The 16,444-nt window shown below is 40.0% G+C and carries 19 protein-coding genes; 17 read left to right on the top strand and 2 right to left on the bottom strand.

All coding sequences use genetic code 11. From position 1 onward, the window contains the following. The first annotated feature begins 15 nt into the window (after positions 1–15). On the top strand, positions 16–408 hold the full coding sequence (locus ACAY00_RS12000; RefSeq protein ID WP_371373964.1) for an acyl-CoA thioesterase: 393 nt from the start codon (positions 16–18) through the stop codon (positions 406–408). A gap of 104 nt (positions 409–512) precedes the next feature. Next, positions 513–1,877, top strand: coding sequence for an MFS transporter (locus ACAY00_RS11995; protein ID WP_371379726.1), 1,365 nt, complete (start codon positions 513–515; stop codon positions 1,875–1,877). Positions 1,878–1,923: 46 nt separating this feature from the next. Here ACAY00_RS11995 and ACAY00_RS11990 read toward each other — a convergent pair whose 3' ends face one another. Further along, on the bottom strand, positions 1,924–2,412 hold the full coding sequence (locus ACAY00_RS11990) for a hypothetical protein (protein ID WP_371373961.1): 489 nt from the start codon (positions 2,410–2,412) through the stop codon (positions 1,924–1,926). Positions 2,413–2,591: 179 nt separating this feature from the next. Here ACAY00_RS11990 and ACAY00_RS11985 point away from each other — a divergent pair, with 179 nt between their 5' ends. The 4 genes from ACAY00_RS11985 to panP all read left to right on the top strand — a co-directional run bounded on the left by ACAY00_RS11985 (position 2,592) and on the right by panP (position 6,780). Further along, complete coding sequence (locus ACAY00_RS11985; protein WP_371373958.1) at positions 2,592–3,530, top strand: ABC transporter ATP-binding protein; 939 nt, start codon at positions 2,592–2,594, stop codon at positions 3,528–3,530. Position 3,531: 1 nt separating this feature from the next. After that, a complete protein-coding gene (locus ACAY00_RS11980; RefSeq protein ID WP_371373955.1) occupies positions 3,532–4,305 on the top strand; it encodes an ABC transporter permease in 774 nt (257 codons plus the stop codon). After that, the gene (locus tag ACAY00_RS11975) at positions 4,305–4,964 is read left to right on the top strand and encodes a tRNA (guanosine(46)-N(7))-methyltransferase TrmB (RefSeq protein WP_371373952.1); all 660 of its coding nucleotides are present in this window, start codon (positions 4,305–4,307) and stop codon (positions 4,962–4,964) included. The genes ACAY00_RS11980 and ACAY00_RS11975 overlap by 1 nt, the downstream gene beginning before the upstream one ends. Positions 4,965–5,124: 160 nt before the next feature. Continuing rightward, on the top strand, positions 5,125–6,780 hold the full coding sequence (gene panP, locus ACAY00_RS11970; protein WP_371373949.1) for a pyridoxal-dependent aspartate 1-decarboxylase PanP: 1,656 nt from the start codon (positions 5,125–5,127) through the stop codon (positions 6,778–6,780). Between the two features lie 351 nt (positions 6,781–7,131). Here the strand turns inward: panP and ACAY00_RS11965 are convergent, their stop codons facing one another. Further along, positions 7,132–9,999, bottom strand: a complete 2,868-nt coding sequence (locus tag ACAY00_RS11965) for an alpha/beta hydrolase family protein (protein ID WP_371373946.1) — start codon at positions 9,997–9,999, stop codon at positions 7,132–7,134. Positions 10,000–10,173: 174 nt separating this feature from the next. On the opposite strand from ACAY00_RS11965, the gene ACAY00_RS11960 reads away from it, so the two are divergent. The 11 genes from ACAY00_RS11960 (at position 10,174) to ACAY00_RS11910 (ending at position 16,423) form a co-directional block, all read left to right on the top strand. Further along, the gene (locus ACAY00_RS11960) at positions 10,174–10,548 is read left to right on the top strand and encodes a hypothetical protein (RefSeq protein ID WP_371373943.1); all 375 of its coding nucleotides are present in this window, start codon (positions 10,174–10,176) and stop codon (positions 10,546–10,548) included. Positions 10,549–10,604: 56 nt separating this feature from the next. Beyond that, positions 10,605–10,949: a ribonuclease E inhibitor RraB gene (locus ACAY00_RS11955; protein WP_371373940.1), complete on the top strand. Its 345-nt coding sequence runs from the start codon at positions 10,605–10,607 to the stop codon at positions 10,947–10,949. Positions 10,950–10,980: 31 nt separating this feature from the next. Next, complete coding sequence (locus ACAY00_RS11950) at positions 10,981–11,190, top strand: hypothetical protein (protein ID WP_371373937.1); 210 nt, start codon at positions 10,981–10,983, stop codon at positions 11,188–11,190. Positions 11,191–11,226: 36 nt separating this feature from the next. Beyond that, positions 11,227–11,814 (top strand): ACP phosphodiesterase, encoded by a 588-nt coding sequence (locus ACAY00_RS11945; protein ID WP_371373934.1) that lies wholly within the window; start codon positions 11,227–11,229, stop codon positions 11,812–11,814. 157 nt (positions 11,815–11,971) lie between these two features. Continuing rightward, positions 11,972–12,640 carry a peptidylprolyl isomerase gene (locus tag ACAY00_RS11940; RefSeq protein WP_371373932.1) on the top strand — a complete coding sequence of 223 codons (669 nt, stop codon included), beginning with the start codon at positions 11,972–11,974 and terminating at the stop codon, positions 12,638–12,640. A gap of 467 nt (positions 12,641–13,107) precedes the next feature. Continuing rightward, the gene (locus ACAY00_RS11935; protein ID WP_371373929.1) at positions 13,108–13,323 is read left to right on the top strand and encodes a hypothetical protein; all 216 of its coding nucleotides are present in this window, start codon (positions 13,108–13,110) and stop codon (positions 13,321–13,323) included. Between the two features lie 125 nt (positions 13,324–13,448). Continuing rightward, positions 13,449–13,814: a hypothetical protein gene (locus ACAY00_RS11930; RefSeq protein ID WP_371373927.1), complete on the top strand. Its 366-nt coding sequence runs from the start codon at positions 13,449–13,451 to the stop codon at positions 13,812–13,814. A 98-nt stretch (positions 13,815–13,912) separates the two neighbouring features. Next, on the top strand, positions 13,913–14,362 hold the full coding sequence (locus ACAY00_RS11925; protein WP_371373924.1) for a DUF4265 domain-containing protein: 450 nt from the start codon (positions 13,913–13,915) through the stop codon (positions 14,360–14,362). Positions 14,363–14,483: 121 nt separating this feature from the next. Then, positions 14,484–14,729: a hypothetical protein gene (locus ACAY00_RS11920; protein WP_371373922.1), complete on the top strand. Its 246-nt coding sequence runs from the start codon at positions 14,484–14,486 to the stop codon at positions 14,727–14,729. Positions 14,730–14,856: 127 nt separating this feature from the next. Next, positions 14,857–15,279 carry a hypothetical protein gene (locus tag ACAY00_RS11915; RefSeq protein WP_371373919.1) on the top strand — a complete coding sequence of 141 codons (423 nt, stop codon included), beginning with the start codon at positions 14,857–14,859 and terminating at the stop codon, positions 15,277–15,279. Positions 15,280–15,409: 130 nt separating this feature from the next. Further along, positions 15,410–16,423: a hypothetical protein gene (locus ACAY00_RS11910; RefSeq protein WP_371373916.1), complete on the top strand. Its 1,014-nt coding sequence runs from the start codon at positions 15,410–15,412 to the stop codon at positions 16,421–16,423. Positions 16,424–16,444 lie beyond the last annotated feature (21 nt).

Here is a 16,444-nt window from a genome sequence, read left to right as displayed (position 1 = left end):
AAAAGTAAAAAAGTTATGTTTAAACAAATCATTACACCAAGATTTAGCGATACCGATGCGCTTGGCCATATTAATAACACTCTGCTTCCTGTGTGGTTTGAAGGGGCTCGTACTCCGATTTTTAAATTATTTTCCCCTGATCTTGATTTAACCAATTGGCCGTTAATTTTGGCTAAAATGGAGGTTGAATTTCACGCCCAGCTTTACTTACAACATGATATAGAAATTAGAACCTATATTTCGCATATGGGGAATTCTTCATTTACGGTTCATCAGCAAGCGTGGCAACAAGGCCAAAAGTGCGCGAGTGGCAACGCCGTTATGGTGCATTTTAGTTATCAAAAGCAAGGTTCTGTTGCGATCCCTGAATCTGTAAAAACCGAACTACAGCAACATTTTGTACATTAGTTTGTGTTCAATCAGTAAATCTTACAATCTGTAAAGGTTTAGCGGATGATTTATACTGCTAGCATGTTAAAATGCGTTGTTTTTTGTCTTTAATGAATCAAGATATGAATGCTATTGGATTAAACCGCACAGAAAAGAAAGCCTCTCTCTCTCTTGCCACCGTATTTGGTATGAGAATGATCGGCTTGTTTATGATCTTACCTGTTTTTGCTATTTACGGTACCCACCTTGAGGGATATAGCCCCATTTGGCTTGGCTTAGCAATTGGTGCCTATGGTTTCACTCAGGCTATTTTACAAATCCCAATGGGTATTTTATCCGACAAATTTGGTCGTAAACCGGTGATCGTTTCAGGCTTATTATTATTTTGCTTAGGAAGTTTGGTGGCGGCTTTTTCTGATTCCGTATATGGGGTAGTCATTGGCCGCGCGTTACAAGGTACGGGCGCCATAGCTTCTGCTACCTTAGCGCTTGCCGCCGATTTAAGTCGAGAAGAACAACGGCCCAAAGTCATGGCGACTATTGGGATGTTTATTGGTTTATCGTTCGCGCTTGCGATGGTGCTGGGGCCTATTGTGGCCGCTCAGTTTGGCCTTAGTGGTTTATTCTTGTTAACCGCAATTTTAGCGATTGTAGGCATATTTTTGGTGTTATTTGTGGTTCCGAGTGCACTTCATACCGCACCAAAAGGCGATCATGTCGCAAATACCAATAAATTGTTCCAATTTATTACTCACCCACAGTTATTTCGTTTGAACTATGGCGTGTTTATTTTGCATTTATGTATGACCGCCATGTTTGTTGCTTTGCCACCGTTACTAGTTGACTCTGGTTTTGCGGTGTCACAACATTGGCAATTATATTTACCTGCTTTATTGGTGTCTTTTGTGATCATGGTGCCTTTTATGATTTGGGCAATTAAAAAAGATAAAGAAAAGCAGGTGTTTTGTGCGGCCATATTATTAATGATGGCCAGTTTGTTATTGCTTTGGCAATTTCATTTAAGCGTCTTTTCAATGGCCGCGTTTGTTGTCTTGTTCTTTATTGCATTTAATTATTTAGAAGCGACAATGCCGGCCAACTTATCAAGAATTTCACCGGCAGGGCAAAAAGGTACGGCGATGGGGGTGTATTCATCGAGCCAGTTTTTTGGTGCTTTCGCCGGCGGTTTGTGTGGTGGCATAATGCAAAGTTACTTTGCCCGCCATGACGTATTTTTATTTTGTTTTCTTATTTTAGCAACATGGTATTTATTGGCCTTGGGGATGCAAAAAATACAACGCTCAAAAAGCCTGAGCTTTTCGGTGGTGTTTGCTAACGAAGAAGAAGCAAAATCTTTGGCTTCTAAACTTAATTCGTTTCCAGGTGTGGTAGAGTCTACCATTGTCTTTGCTGACAACGTGGCTTATGTCAAAATTGACGACAAACAGGTCGACATTAAGCAATTAAAAGCTTTGTTTTCTCAATAACTTTAAATAAGCTCAAGTAAAGGAGCAGCCAATAAAGACGCAGTGCTTAGTCGAGCTCGCTGATGTAGGCGATTATTTGCTGGCCTTTTTTGATAATGCGCACTTCATCGTCAAGCTCGCAAGCCCAAATGGCTTGCGCTAAGGGCGCCTGTGGCGTAATCACCGTGATGCGTTTGTTTTCTTGTAAAAGCACTAACCCCGCGGCAGCTGGTGCGACAAAGTAGTCGTCTTGTTTGCTATCATCTAGTGTTGAGGTAATGCCTACAATAGAGCCTAGTTGCACTTTAGGCGAGCGAGAAAGTTGTTCAAGCCCTTCTTTACAGCGTTGAATGTCGCTGATTAGTGCCTGTGCTCGCTCAGAATGCCCATGCGCTAAGTAAGATGCCTCTAGGCCTAACGTGTCGTATTGTGTTTCGGCTTTGCTTTGGTCGTCGATGGCCGCTTTGCGCGCGGTTTCAGCCGATGCCATGGTTTTTGCCAGTTGTAGCTCTAGGTGGTTAATTAAAGCCTGTTGTAAATTACGTTTGTTTATCATCGTGGTCTAAAGCATAAAAGAATTTTGTCGTCACTTATGTCAGTTTATCACGATAAGGTCAGACTTGATTTTTAATTCCTAGCCCTTATATAAAAGAGATTAAAATCAGAGGCCTAACCGGCTTTGCTGAAGACCCATTATTGGCTTGGACAAAACCATAAATAATTTAGGAATAATGTATGCTACCAGCCCTTGAAATCTCGGGATTAAAAAAAACATATAAAGGTGGCTTTGAAGCCGTCAAAGGCATCGATTTGACGGTCGAAAAAGGCGACTTTTTTGCTCTTCTTGGGCCAAATGGGGCTGGTAAGTCGACCACCATTGGCGTGATCACTTCGTTAGTCAATAAAACAGCGGGCACTGTTAAAGTCTTTGGTCATGATATTGACCGCGAATTGGACCTAGCGAAAAGTTATTTAGGCCTAGTGCCACAAGAATTTAATTTTAACCAGTTTGAAGCACCTTTAAAAATTTTGGTCAATCAAGCCGGTTATTATGGTGTTGAGAGAAACGAAGCGCATGAGCGTGCGAAAAAGTATTTGACCCAATTAGATCTTTGGCAAAAACGCAATGAACCGTCGCGTAATTTATCTGGCGGGATGAAGCGTCGGTTAATGATCGCTCGCGCCCTAATGCATGAACCTAAAGTATTGATTTTAGATGAACCTACCGCAGGGGTCGATATCGAATTACGTCGTCATATGTGGGATTACTTGCGAGAGCTCAATGAGCAAGGGATGACCATCATCTTAACCACCCATTATTTAGAAGAAGCAGAAATGCTTTGTCGTAATATTGCGATCATCGATGCCGGTCAAATTGTTGAAAACACCACCATGAAGTCGCTGTTAGCCAAACTGCACCTTGAGACGTTTGTGTTGGATATTGAGCCGTTATCTCCATCAAATCAAGAGCTGAGCCTCGATGGTTATACCTTAAGGCGTCGAGATGACCATACCTTAGAGGTAGACATCGATAAAGAAAAAAGCATTAACCAAGTCTTTGCCCAATTGTCTGCACAAGGGGTCGAAGTAAAAAGTATGCGTAATAAATCCAACCGTTTAGAAGAGCTTTTTGTGCATTTGGTTGCCGGTAAAGGCCAAGAAGGAGACAAATAATATGACGGCTTCTCGCAATCGTGTTGCGTTATCATCTATTTTGCATAAAGAAGTGCATCGTTTTATGCGTATTTGGGTGCAAACATTGGTCCCACCAGCGATCACCATCAGTTTATATTTTGTTATTTTTGGCTCGTTAATTGGTTCGCGAATTGGTGAGATGGGGGGCTTTGATTATATGTCATTTATTGTTCCCGGTTTGATCATGATGTCGGTGATCACCAACTCTTACTCAAATGTAGCGTCGTCATTTTTTAGCGCAAAATGGCAACGAAACGTCGAAGAAATGTTGGTTGCACCGGTTCCCAACTGGGTTATTGTTGCAGGCTATGTTGGTGGCGGTATGGCCAGAGGTATGCTGGTGGGTTTGATTGTCACCTTAATATCCTTATTGTTTGTTGATATTCAAATTCATAATTTGGCGGTGATTGTCGTTACCGTGTGCTTAACCTCTGCAGTGTTTGCCTTAGGAGGCTTAATTAATGCGGTATTTGCAGGCAGTTTTGATGACATTTCGATTATTCCTACATTTGTGTTAACACCGCTGACCTATTTAGGTGGGGTATTTTACTCTATCTCTTTGTTGCCAGAATTTTGGCAAGGGGTGTCGCAAATTAATCCGATTGTGTATATGGTTAATGCATTTCGTTACGGATTTTTAGGCATTTCAGATGTAAGCTTAACGGTAGCATTTTCGGTCATAGGGGTGTTTATTGTGAGTTTATACGCCATCGCCATGTATTTAATTTCAAAAGGTATAGGTTTAAGAACGTAATGTCATTTGGTGATTCAAAAGCGATAGTCACAAATCAACCGGGTATTCATGAAAGCCTTGAAGATATTGTGCAAAAACACTTAAATAGCGAATTTAAAAAGCCTATATCAACGCACACTCAGCAGGCATTTGATGAAATCAACGCGATTGTGCAAGCATTTGATGGTCCTGTTATTTTGGACTCTTGCTGTGGGGTTGGCCAAAGTACTCGTATTTTAGCCGAACAAAATCCGGATGCCTTGGTTATTGGTGTTGATAAATCGTTTGATCGGATTTCAAGAAAGGTTGAAGATAAATGGCAAGCCAATAATTTTCACTTGGTGCGAGCCGACTTAAACGATTTTTTTCGATTGGTTGTCGACGCCAAATGGCCGGTTCAAAAGCATTATATTTTGTATCCAAACCCATGGCCTAAAGCAAAACATGTGCAACGTCGATGGCACGGTAGTGCGGTTTTTCCCTACATTCTAAAAATTGGCGATACCCTTGAGCTTCGAAGTAACTGGTTATTGTATCTGCAAGAATTTGAGTTTGCGGCCAAAATATGTGGTTGGCAAAGTGAGATAAAACCGGTGCCTGAACAAACGCCTCTAACCCCATTTGAAGCGAAATACTTAGCGAGTGGGCAAAAATGTTGGCAATTAGTGCTAACTCGATAATCCACATTAGTCATCTTTTGTTGATATAAAAAGTCGAATAAACGGGGTTAATCGGCCCGAGCAATTGGTCTATATACGATTTTTTTCACAATAGTGAAAAAAAAAGAGTATTATAGCGATAATTTTTTTTCGTATGAAAATGCAATATTTTTAAAGTTAAATGATGGTAGATTCTTTTGATAATAAGCGTCCGGCTGAGGCAACGTATGAATCCATGATGCGGATTTTTACAATCCCAGAAGCCCCTGACTCGACGTTAAGTAAAATAGAAGCTGAAATATCTCAAAATCTAAATGGATTTTTGGCTAATCATATTGTCGCAACAGACAAGCCTTTGAGCGAAATTGAAAAAGATTTTGCTCATTCTTCTATTCCTGAACAGCCTACTTATGTGTCGGATCATACCCATCACTTGTTGGAAAAATTAATTTCTCAATCTGTTCATACTTCTTCGCCAAGCTTTATTGGTCATATGACATCGGCATTGCCGTATTTCTTATTACCGCTGTCAAAATTAATGACAGGGTTAAACCAAAACTTGGTAAAAATAGAAACGTCAAAAGCATTTACCCCACTTGAACGTCAGGTTCTTGGTATGATGCACCGACTTGTTTATAGCAACAGCGAAGACTTCTACCAGCAGTGGATGCACAATGCTAACAGCTCTCTTGGGGCCTTTTGCTCTGGTGGTACGGTTGCCAATATTACCGCGTTATGGGTGGCTCGAAACACTTTATTAAAGCCACAAGGGGACTTCACTGGGGTCGCCAATCAAGGCCTACATAAAGCGTTAGCGCATTATAATTACCAAGGTTTGGCTGTATTGGTGTCAGCTCGTGGTCATTACTCTTTAAAGAAAGCCGCCGATGTTTTAGGTATTGGTCGTGAGAACGTTATTGCGATAAAAACCGATGCGAATAACCGCATTGATTTAAATGAACTTGAACAAACATGTGAACGCTTGCAACAGCAAAACATTAAAGTCATGGCGATTGTCGGCGTTGCGGGTACCACAGAAACCGGGAATATTGACCCATTAAAGGAGATGGCGGCGATTGCTAAAAAGTATCAATGTCATTTTCATGTTGATGCGGCTTGGGGTGGTGCGACCTTGTTATCGAAGACCCATCGTAACTTACTTGATGGGGTAGAGCTGGCCGATTCTGTCACCATTGATGCGCATAAGCAAATGTATGTGCCTATGGGCGCGGGCTTGGTGGTATTTAAGAATCCATCGGCGGTTGCTTCGATTGAACATCATGCCGAATATATTTTGCGTCGAGGTTCAAAAGATTTGGGTAGCCATACCCTTGAAGGATCTCGCCCTGGCATGGCCATGATGGTGTATGCAAGTTTGCATATTATTTCTCGTCTTGGCTATGAAATGCTGATTGACCAGAGCATTGAAAAGGCTAAATACTTTGCCAACTTGATTAAAGCGCACCCAGACTTTGAACTGATTTCTGAGCCAGAACTGTGTTTGTTAACCTATCGCTATGTACCGCACGAAGTGCAACAATACTTAGAGTCTGCTGACAAAGAAACCGCGCTTAAAATTAATGTGAAGTTAGACAGTTTGACTAAGTTTATTCAAAAGCGCCAACGTGAAAATGGTAAATCGTTTGTTTCCCGTACCCGTATTGAAGTGGCCAAATACGATGGTCGTAAGACCTTGGTTTTTCGGGTTGTGCTCGCGAATCCTTTAACCAATGAGCAAATTCTGCAAGATGTATTAGAAGAACAAGTTCAATTGGCGAAAGAAAGTCGAAAGTTTTTCCCTCAGCTCTTGAGTTTTATCCCCACTAAAAATGATTGATTAAAGCCCTCTGCTTGCAGCAAAATGTGAGCAGAGGCGCAACGCCCTAAGCCATAAACTTCCTACCATACGTATTGAAATTACGGATTGAATCTGCGAATTAAAAAAGCGCGTTATAGCCCTTTTGTAAGCTTGACTAAACGTCTGTAAAACATCCACATTGCTTCGACAAAGAGCCGAATTTAAAGTCGCATTTACAGTTGCATTTAGAGCCGTATTGGGCGCCACAATATGCGCGATTATCGCATGCTCTTTTCGCTATTAAGGCATGATGTGTCAGGTTAAATTGACTCGGCCTATTTATTTTTTGGCAAAATAAAAACCGCCAGATAGCTGGCGGTTTTGCTGTTGTTAATCTTGCTTAGCTTGTTGATAAGGTTCGCCTTCTGTCATCCAAAGTGGCGCAGGTTTACCTTTTAAATAATGATCAAAGTATTCTTTCATCTTAATAGAATAATCAACTTTATTTGGGTATTTCTTCAAGTGATGAGGCTCACCCTCATATTGCAGCATAATAACGTTTTTATTGAGTCGGCGCATGGCCAAGTACATTTCTATGCCTTGTTGCCACGGTACGGCATCATCAATATCACCAAATTGGATCAACAACGGGGTATTGATCCTGTCAGCAAAAAATACCGGTGAGTTTTCAATATACAAATCACGTCGCTCAAATAAGCTGGCGCCAATACGAGACTGACCTTGTTCATATTGAAACTGTCTCGCAAGCCCGGTACCTAAGCGAATGCCAGAATAGGCACTGGTCATATTCGATACCGGAGCCCCAGAAACCGCTGCGGCAAAAACATCGGTTTGAGTAATGGCATGCAACGTCTGATAGCCACTCCAACTGTGCCCATGTAAACCTATGGCGTTTTTATCGGCAACCCCCATGTCGATGATTTTTTGGATCCCCGGTAAAATGGACTTATTGGTAGAGTGGCCGGGCGTACCTACTTCAAAATGTACATCGGGTAAGAAAATGGCATAGCCATTTGAACTGTAATAAGGGAAATTAGGGCGATGATTAACCTTCATTTGGTTAAACTCGTATAGGCGCTGCGAGAACTTACGGTAGTAATATACAACAACAGGGTATTTAACCCCTTCAACATAGTTTGCCGGCTTAATTAATACCCCTTGGTGTTTTACGCCCATCGAAGAGTGCCACTGCACAAGTTCAGCTTGGCCCCATAAGAATTGCTCTTTTTGTGGGTTAACCGCCGTGAGCTTTACCCCGTTCGCAGGGTTTAAATCCGATACCCAAAGATCTGGGTATTCGTTAAAGTCTTCTCGAGTAAATAATAATGTGTCGCTCTCTTTTGCTTTGGCGATAAAACGAAACTTTTTATTTTCTTCACGTAACTTGGTTAATGTATGGTTATCTAGACTCAGCGAGTAAAAACCATAATTTTTAGCCTCATCATTGTAGCTTGTTAATAATAAGGTGGCGTCTGGTTTGAAAAAGTCTTGCTCTTTATCAAAGTCATTAATGCGAAACTGTAATGCGTTGACCCGGCCCATGTCGCAGGTTAAACACGTTGATTCTTTCGGGTTAAGACTAAGCCACCAAATGTCGAATTTGTCGTACGCCAAAACCGCATCCTGACCTTTAACCCAACCAGCAATACCATAACCTGGTGGTTTGCTTGGGTAATCATGATCTTCATTGGCAAATTGTGTGGCTAAGTCTTGGGTTAAGTTGATGCGCTTTTGACGCTTAACATCGTAAGCCCAAATATCGCCGTCTTGATAAAACGCCGCATATCGACCCGAATCGTCCAGTTTTACCTGCCTACTTGCTAATTTTTCGGCGATTTGGGTTTTACGACCATCTTCTAAGTCAATCACATAATAGTCATTAAAAAAGCCTTCCCATGTGCGTAACTTACGGTAATTTAAGTCGCTAGAGCCAATAACCGCGTGGCTATTATTGCTGGCTTTAACCTGCCTTACTTGTTTATCGGCTAAGTGTACTAAACGATCATCGTCAAGGTGATAGACGGCGGTATAAAAATGCTTTTTATCTTGTTTTAATTGATGCTTTTCATTGGTTTTTATCAGCGCATCGTCACCGTGCCAAATTTGTAAATTACGCTTAGCAACCATTTTTTTTGTATCATATAAATCTTCTTCAGACGCTATGTTGGTATCGACAGTGACTGGCTTGGCTTGTTGCGCTTTAAAACCAAAAAACAAACGCTCATTATCTTGGCTCCAAGTCAGTTTGTTGACATTAGAGATAAACCAGTTAGCGCTGTCATACGCGATGTTTTTTAGCGTTTTGGTGGGCACCGACCAAAGGTGTAAATTGTGCTCACGGGTTTTAATTTTATGGCTAAAGTCGCCTTGTAAAAACGCTAAGTAACGGCCGTTATGACTAAAACTTAAATGTTCAAAACTGCTGTTGTTTAAAGCCAAAATTTGACTTGGTTGCAGCTCTACACTGGCATCTACGGCTTTGTCGGTTGCTTTGTTAGTTTCTTTGCTTAAGTTAAGCGCAAACAAACCGTTTAAGTTACCGTGTTCGGTTGATTGGCTGTATACCAGCAAGTTATCGACAGGAGAAAAGGCAAACGCATCAACATCATTAATTTTGTTTTGCCATTGGTTTGCTAAGTTCACCAAGGTTAAATCGTAGCCTATACGTTTGCTGTTAAATAATGCTTCTTGCTCAGGTTTGTCTTGTGCGGGCTCATGATTAGTTTGCTCTTGCTCTGACGCATCTTCTGGTTTTTTGCTGTGGTCACGCTTTTGAGTAAAGGCGATAAAACCCGCTACATCGCTAAGGGCATACGCTTCAATGGCGTTAAATTTTTGCTCCTTAGCGGTGGCTAAATCAATCACCACCAAATCGTTTAAAAAGGCCTTTTTTTCTTTCTCAGTGGCTTGCTCTTTGGTCAGTAAATCTTGGCTTACTTCAACCGCTAAATAACGTCCATCTTTGCTTAACGTGCCTTTAATACCATGGTCAATCTTAAAATGCTCAGTGCCCTCAACCGCTTGTAGATGAAAAACACTGTTACCACGATCTTGTTTGGTTAAATAAGATATCCATTTGCCATCATCACTGATGGTGGCGTTCTCGATGTGGTTAAACTGCATAATATCGGGCAGGGTTAAAGCTCGCTTTGTCTCGTTTGCGTAAGCGTTTAAGCCTATGCATAACAGCGTAGCAGCAAGCAAAGAGGTGAGTCGGTTAAACTGAATTTGAAACATAATCGGGTATTGTTGATTTATTGTGGGTAGATTATCACTAAGTTTGATTGCTCAAATCAACTCAATAACCCAGAAAACATGCAATTTAGCGTGTTTTTTCGGTTTTTAACCAACATCTTTTCGTCAGTTTTGTTAATCTGCTTAAAAGTCAGCTTAGAGCTTAGGAAAAAGAATATGTATCATCGAAGTTTATTAGTCGGTAAATGGCATCGTGGCGGCAAAGATGGTGAGCACAGCTACAGCGAATTGGCTGAAATGAGCATTGATGGTCGCTTTCTATTTACCTTCTATACCTTCCATTTAGATGGGCATTTAAGCGAGCAAGTCAGTGAAATTGGCAGTTGGGGATTGGTTGGTGATATTCACTTTACAATCACCGAAGAAGAGGTCGTTGATGGCAAGCATTATGCGGCCGATATGGAAGATGAAGAAAACTATCATGCCTATAAAATCATTGAGTTAAGTGAAGAGGTATTCAAATATCAACACCTTGTTAGTGGCGAAGTATTTACCTTATTTCGGGTCAAGCAGGCGGTTCAACAAAACTAAATATTACTGCTAAACTTGAATAGTAATGCTTTTTATTTGATAAAGGATGGTACCCGGTGCTAAGAGACACAACCAAATTTCCCATAGACCCAAATGGCAACATGCTTTGGAGCATGGAACTAGATGGTGATGATTTGCAAAGACCTCGTGAAATTCAATTTTCTGTTATATTTCCCTCGCAAGAAAAGGCGTTAAAGTTTGGTAATATTTTGCTGGTAAACAACCAAAAGTTATCGTTTTGCCCTTACCTTGAAAACCCAGAGCATCCTTGGGAGATAACAGCGTACCCTGAAATGCCAGCCAGCTATGACAATATTATGGCTTATCAGCAATTATTAGAAACCCAAGCAAAAAGATTTGATGGCATCTATGATGGCTGGTATTGTCCTCCTCGTGGATAATAAAATGTGATAGCAACACCTCGGAAGTAGTATGACAGCAGTTGATTTTAGTAAAATTAATAAGATGACCGCGAAATCCTTTAATGATCAAAAAGCGGTGATCAAAAAAGTGATGGCGGGGCGTGAAATAAAATGTAAGTCTTGTGCCAGCGTGTTAAAACTGGTGTTACCAGAGCAAAGCGATGCGCCAGGCATTTATTGTCAAAACGGTTGTACCCATATTGAGCTTGACTTCAGTTAAGCCTGCTACAGCGCATAATCACCCATTTCGCGTTTAATGAATTATCTTGCCCACCTGTATTTTGCCAAAAAAACACCAGAGTCCGTTTTTGGCAATTTATTGGCTGACTTTTGTAAAGGCATCGATCTTAGCCAATTTAACGCACAGGTATTAAACGGGGTTAATAACCACCGAGCAATAGATCGCTTTACCGACCAACACCCTGAAGTTAAAACACTTAAAGAACATCTTTCTTCAAGCCGCAAACGTTTTTCTTTTGTTATTGCCGATGTGGTTTTTGATCACTTTCTTGCCCAACGCTGGCAGACTTATTCGGCCATCTCGCTGGCCGAATTTGCCCAGCAACAATATCAGTTATTGCTTCCCAGTTTGCCATTAATGCCGCCAATGATGCGAAGTAAAATAGAGTTAATGATTGAGCAGAACTGGCTAGAGGGTTATCAAGATTTGAATAATATTGGTCGCGCTTTAGATGGTATTTCAGCTCGTCTTCGCTTTCAAAATCGTTTAGTTGGCGCTATTGATGAGGTTGAGCAACACTACCTACATTATCAACGCGTGTTTGAGCTGTTTTTTCCTGATTTAATCGAACATGTACATAATGCCCAAATTGAACGGGGATAAGGGCGCTTAATGGCGATACAAAAAGCCTCATAATTTACCCTGTTAATGCACCTAAGTATCGAATAAAAAACAAATTATTATAACAACGTGGGTTTTCATAAATTTTTATTTTATACTGTTTAACCATTAAACATATGTCTCAAAAGAAGTCTTATCTATGAAATCATTTGTCTATAAATTAGCCGTTGTGTATGTCTTTGCTTTATTAGCTCTGTTCTTTGGTAGGTTGCTTAATGACGATCCTGCGACCAATACCATTAAAGAATTTATTGTTGAGCAGAAAATCGATAAATCAAAGCCTAACTGGAAGTCTAATTTACCTAAGCCGCCGTTATTGGACTTTAGTGCTGGTAAAGACTACTTCTGGCAATTAAAAACCAACAAAGGCACCATTTTAATTAAGCTTATGCCGGAATATGCCCCGATGCATGTTTCAAGTACGATTTATCTGACCTCGCTTGGCTTTTATGATGAGTTGACCTTTCACCGAGTGATCCCTGGTTTTATGGCGCAAGGTGGTGATCCTGAGGGCACTGGACGTGGCAATCCAGGTTATCGCTACGATGGTGAATTTCATGAAGAAGCGAGTCATGACCAAGCCGGTATTTTAAGTATGGCGAATGCGGGGCCTGGCACCGATGGCTCGCAATTTTTTATCACCTTTAAACCAACCCGTTTTCTTGATGGTCGTCATACGGTATTTGGTCAAGTTGTAAAAGGCATGGATACGTTAAATCGATTAGAAAGTTTCGGAACCAAAGGTGGTAAACCGACAGAAAAGTTGATGATATTAAAAGCCAAAATCCTTAATAGAAAGCCAGAATAAAGCACCATTTAACTTTGGTGAGCACAAAGCTAATTAAAACATTGAAAGTCCTATATATGCTGCGCACAAAGTGCCGTATGTATGGGATTTTTTATTGGGCAAATATTGTCATTTCCTAAAATGAATACATAGCCTGTTACAGCAACTAACTTTTGCTTTATATCCTTAACACGAACACGAACTGCGCGGTAAATTTTCGCTAAGGCAAAGAGCAGTCATTTAAAAAATACTTTATATTCGCCTTCTTTTTTCTCAAAAAACACCAACCGCCCCTATATTCAGCAAAATGAGCGAATTGCGCATTTTTGTCGTTTTAATTAATTACCCTGTAGAAAACATTTCCTTATGCAGCAATAGTTTAGTAAGCTTGCTAATAATATTAATGGAATAGAAATGAGCAAAGGCGTGGTAGAAAAATGCGCAATTTGCGCACTATTAAATTGTTATGTGTAAAAGAATAACCAACAATGAAGATTCAAAAAAATAAAGCAATCTTAGCTACGATAGTTTCAATCATTTTGGTTGGTTCAATTTTTTACGATATTGCCAATGGACACACTCCAGGTAGAGGCGGTCCAATATTACTCAATGATGATGCGCCATTATTTTGGTTTATTGCTGGCATAAAAATTACAGGGGTAACAGTCGGTTGGCTAAGAGCATTTGGGTGGCCCAATACGTAATTACACATAACAAGCCAATTAAGTACGGGACTGCTAACGCTTGGCTCGGTTCCGCTTCGCTACACAAGTTTAGCCAAGCATTTATCAGCCCCTTATTGGGGCTTTATGTAACTTTTTGAGCGAGTATGAAATTTACACTGGATGATATTGAAATTGAGCACATTGAAAATTCCAATCCGATTTCAGTAAAAATTGGAAAAGCCGGCTTTAGTTTTGGACACCTCACTCTCGAAGTAAATATGGTATCAATTATAGAAGCACAGGAAGCGTTAAACGAAGACTGTAAGCCTAAGAGTCTAAAATTTGGTTCTCTACTGAAAGGTTGTAAGTTTAACTTTAGAAAGCAAGAAACTATATTTTATTTGGGCTCAATGAATTGGTGGTGGATTCCTTTTAATTTCCGTTGGGAGCCACTTTATTGTTTCAAGGTCACTTCAGTTAAAGAAATTGTAGAGTACTTTGCAGCGTTACATAACAAGCCAATAAAGTGACGGGACTGCTAAAGCTTGGCTCGGTTCCGCTTCGCTACACAAGTATAGCCAAGCATTATCAGCCCCTTATTGGGGCGTTAGGCTTCTAGGTGTTAACTGTGAGCAAATTAGTAAAAGTTAGAATTGAGTTACCACCTGAAAATGTTCTCAATGCATCTGCCGAAACACTTTGGGCTGAGCCACTTGGGAAGGGATTGTTTATACTCCAAAATTCACCATTTGGTGCATATGGCTATAGCTTTGAAGATGTTGTAATAGCCGATGATAATGAAATACCTAATGTTTTAGGTGTTCATAAAAACTCGGGGCGTTCTACTTACCGCATATTGCTAAAGGACGGGGTTTTAGATACAGATGAGTTTGCCCAAGTTTGGAAGAAATTAGAAAGTATCGGTTGTACCTATGAGGGTTCAGAATCAAAGTTGTTGGCTATTGATGTTCCTGCCAATACAGATATTTTCCATGCTTATAAATTACTTGAGGCAGGTGAAGAAGCCGATTTGTGGGAATTCGAAGAAGCTAAATGTGCTCATAATATCGAAGCCTAACAAAGCCATTATGGAAGGGACGCAAAACGCTTGGCTTGCGCTCCTTCGTCGCTAATTATAGCCAAGCATTTTCCGCCCCATATGGCGGCGTTAGCTTAACCCTGAAAATGGATGAATCGGCATGGAAATTGAAGTACGTTTTTGCAAAGAGTGCAATAAAGATAAAGAGCATGTAGGAGTAATTGTAAAACCTCAATATCAGGCCAAAATAGGGAAAAAGGAAAAAATTAAAGAGTTCTTATCAGCTTTAGTTGCCGGTTGGGGAGCAGGCCCAACCGCTGGGTTTATGGAGTTAAGAGATTTGCATTTAATCTGTAAAACTTGTGGTCATAAAATAATTGAAAGGTATCGAGGTGATATAGGCTAACTCGAACAATTAAGCTAACAAGACAATCAAGCAGGACAAAAAACAGTTGGTTTTGTTCATGCTTCACAAGTATAACCAACTATTTTTTGCCTCTTAATGGGGCGTTATATTTTTAAAGGAGTAATTTGTGAAGTTTCTAGGAATAATTGTAACTATTTTGTTTTTGTCTGGTTGTAAATCAACACCTGCAACATACAATCCATCAGGTATACCAACAAACGAATTAGCTAATTTAACTACTAAGTCGGTTGGCTTTTTAGAGAATGAAGTTCAGGCGATGATAGTTGGAGTGTATGACCTTGCAGGAAATCAACTCATTGGTTACACATCAGCATTTGAGCAAGATCGTTGGGAAAGTGTCTATCTAGAAGCTGGAACATATAACATTGTTGCAATTTGTATGATTGGGAACAGTTATGCACACCCTAGAGCCATTCAGGTTATTGAAGCAAATGCTAAATATGACTTTAAGTGTGTAACCGAATACACAAAAACTTTTTTGGGAATGGATAAGCCTGACAAAGCATCGTTAAAAATAGAAAAAATATAACAAACCATTACAGTAACGGGACTGCTAACAGCTTGCTCGGTTCCGCTTCGCTTCACAATTTTAGCAAGCTATTATCAGCCCCTGAATGGGGCGTTATGGCTCAAGTTCAAACTTAGGAGTAAATTAAATCATGGAGCAAACGTTAATGCCAAAGGCTGGTTCGTTAGATGTTGAAAAGTCGGTATCTCTAGAAGTTAACACCGATAGGCTAAAGCATTTTTTCTACATGCTTCATGGAGAGCCAACAACTAGAACTAGGCCTTTTGATGGTGCAGTTTTAGTTTCAAAGGGAGATATCATACAGCTTGTCAAAGACTTAATTGAGCAGCTAAAACTTGTAAAAGTTAAAGACTATACAGTTACAGTCGGTGTTGGGTTTGATAAAGAGTTTATAGAAAAGTCATTCCAAGACTTTGAATCATCTGAGTGGAATGATCCTGAAAAAACTAAAGAAGTTACTATAAAAGTTCATTTTTTGTTTTCTGATTTTGATACAGATAACCCATTGAAGCACTCTGTTTTTATTAGAATTGCCAAAGGTATGAAACAAGGAAATTTACTACAATTATTAGCATCTAATGATTCAGATAAGTTAGATAACTTAGAAAACCTAATGTGCCCAGTTTTTTGTAGGACTGATCATATTAATGACAAATTAAGCAAAGATATAATGCGCGTTGTCGAAGATTGGCATTCAGGTCAAAAGCAACCAAGACTTTTATCTGGTGGTTATGAGTTTCTTAAGAAGTATAAAACTCAAGTTGCACGTACTATACACTATTCAATCCCAGCCTCTTTAGTGTTTATATTATGTTACTTTGCATTCACTGTGCCTGAAATTTTTTCAGAAAAAAATCAGCTACCAGTTTATGTGTCACTGATAATAGGCTCCAAACTAGTAATGTCTTTCTTTCTCAATATTGGTGGCAGTAGAGCGAATCAGGCTTTTAAGAAGTTATCAAAAATATCAGGTGAAGATGTAATATTTGATATAACTAAAGGTGACGATAAAGAGCAATCAGATACTATAAATAAGAATAAAGATTTATTTAAAGGTTCTAGATCAATATTTCTGTGGACAAATGGCCAAGCTATTTTAGCAAGTTTAATAGCGGCTGGGATATTTGAGTTTTTGAAGCCATAACAAGGTTTTAAAGTCGGACTC

The sequence above is a fragment of the Thalassotalea sp. 273M-4 genome, assembly GCF_041410465.1.
Taxonomy (GTDB): Bacteria; Pseudomonadota; Gammaproteobacteria; order Enterobacterales; family Alteromonadaceae; genus Thalassotalea_A; species Thalassotalea_A aquiviva.
This window is presented reverse-complemented; position numbering and strand designations above follow the sequence as displayed.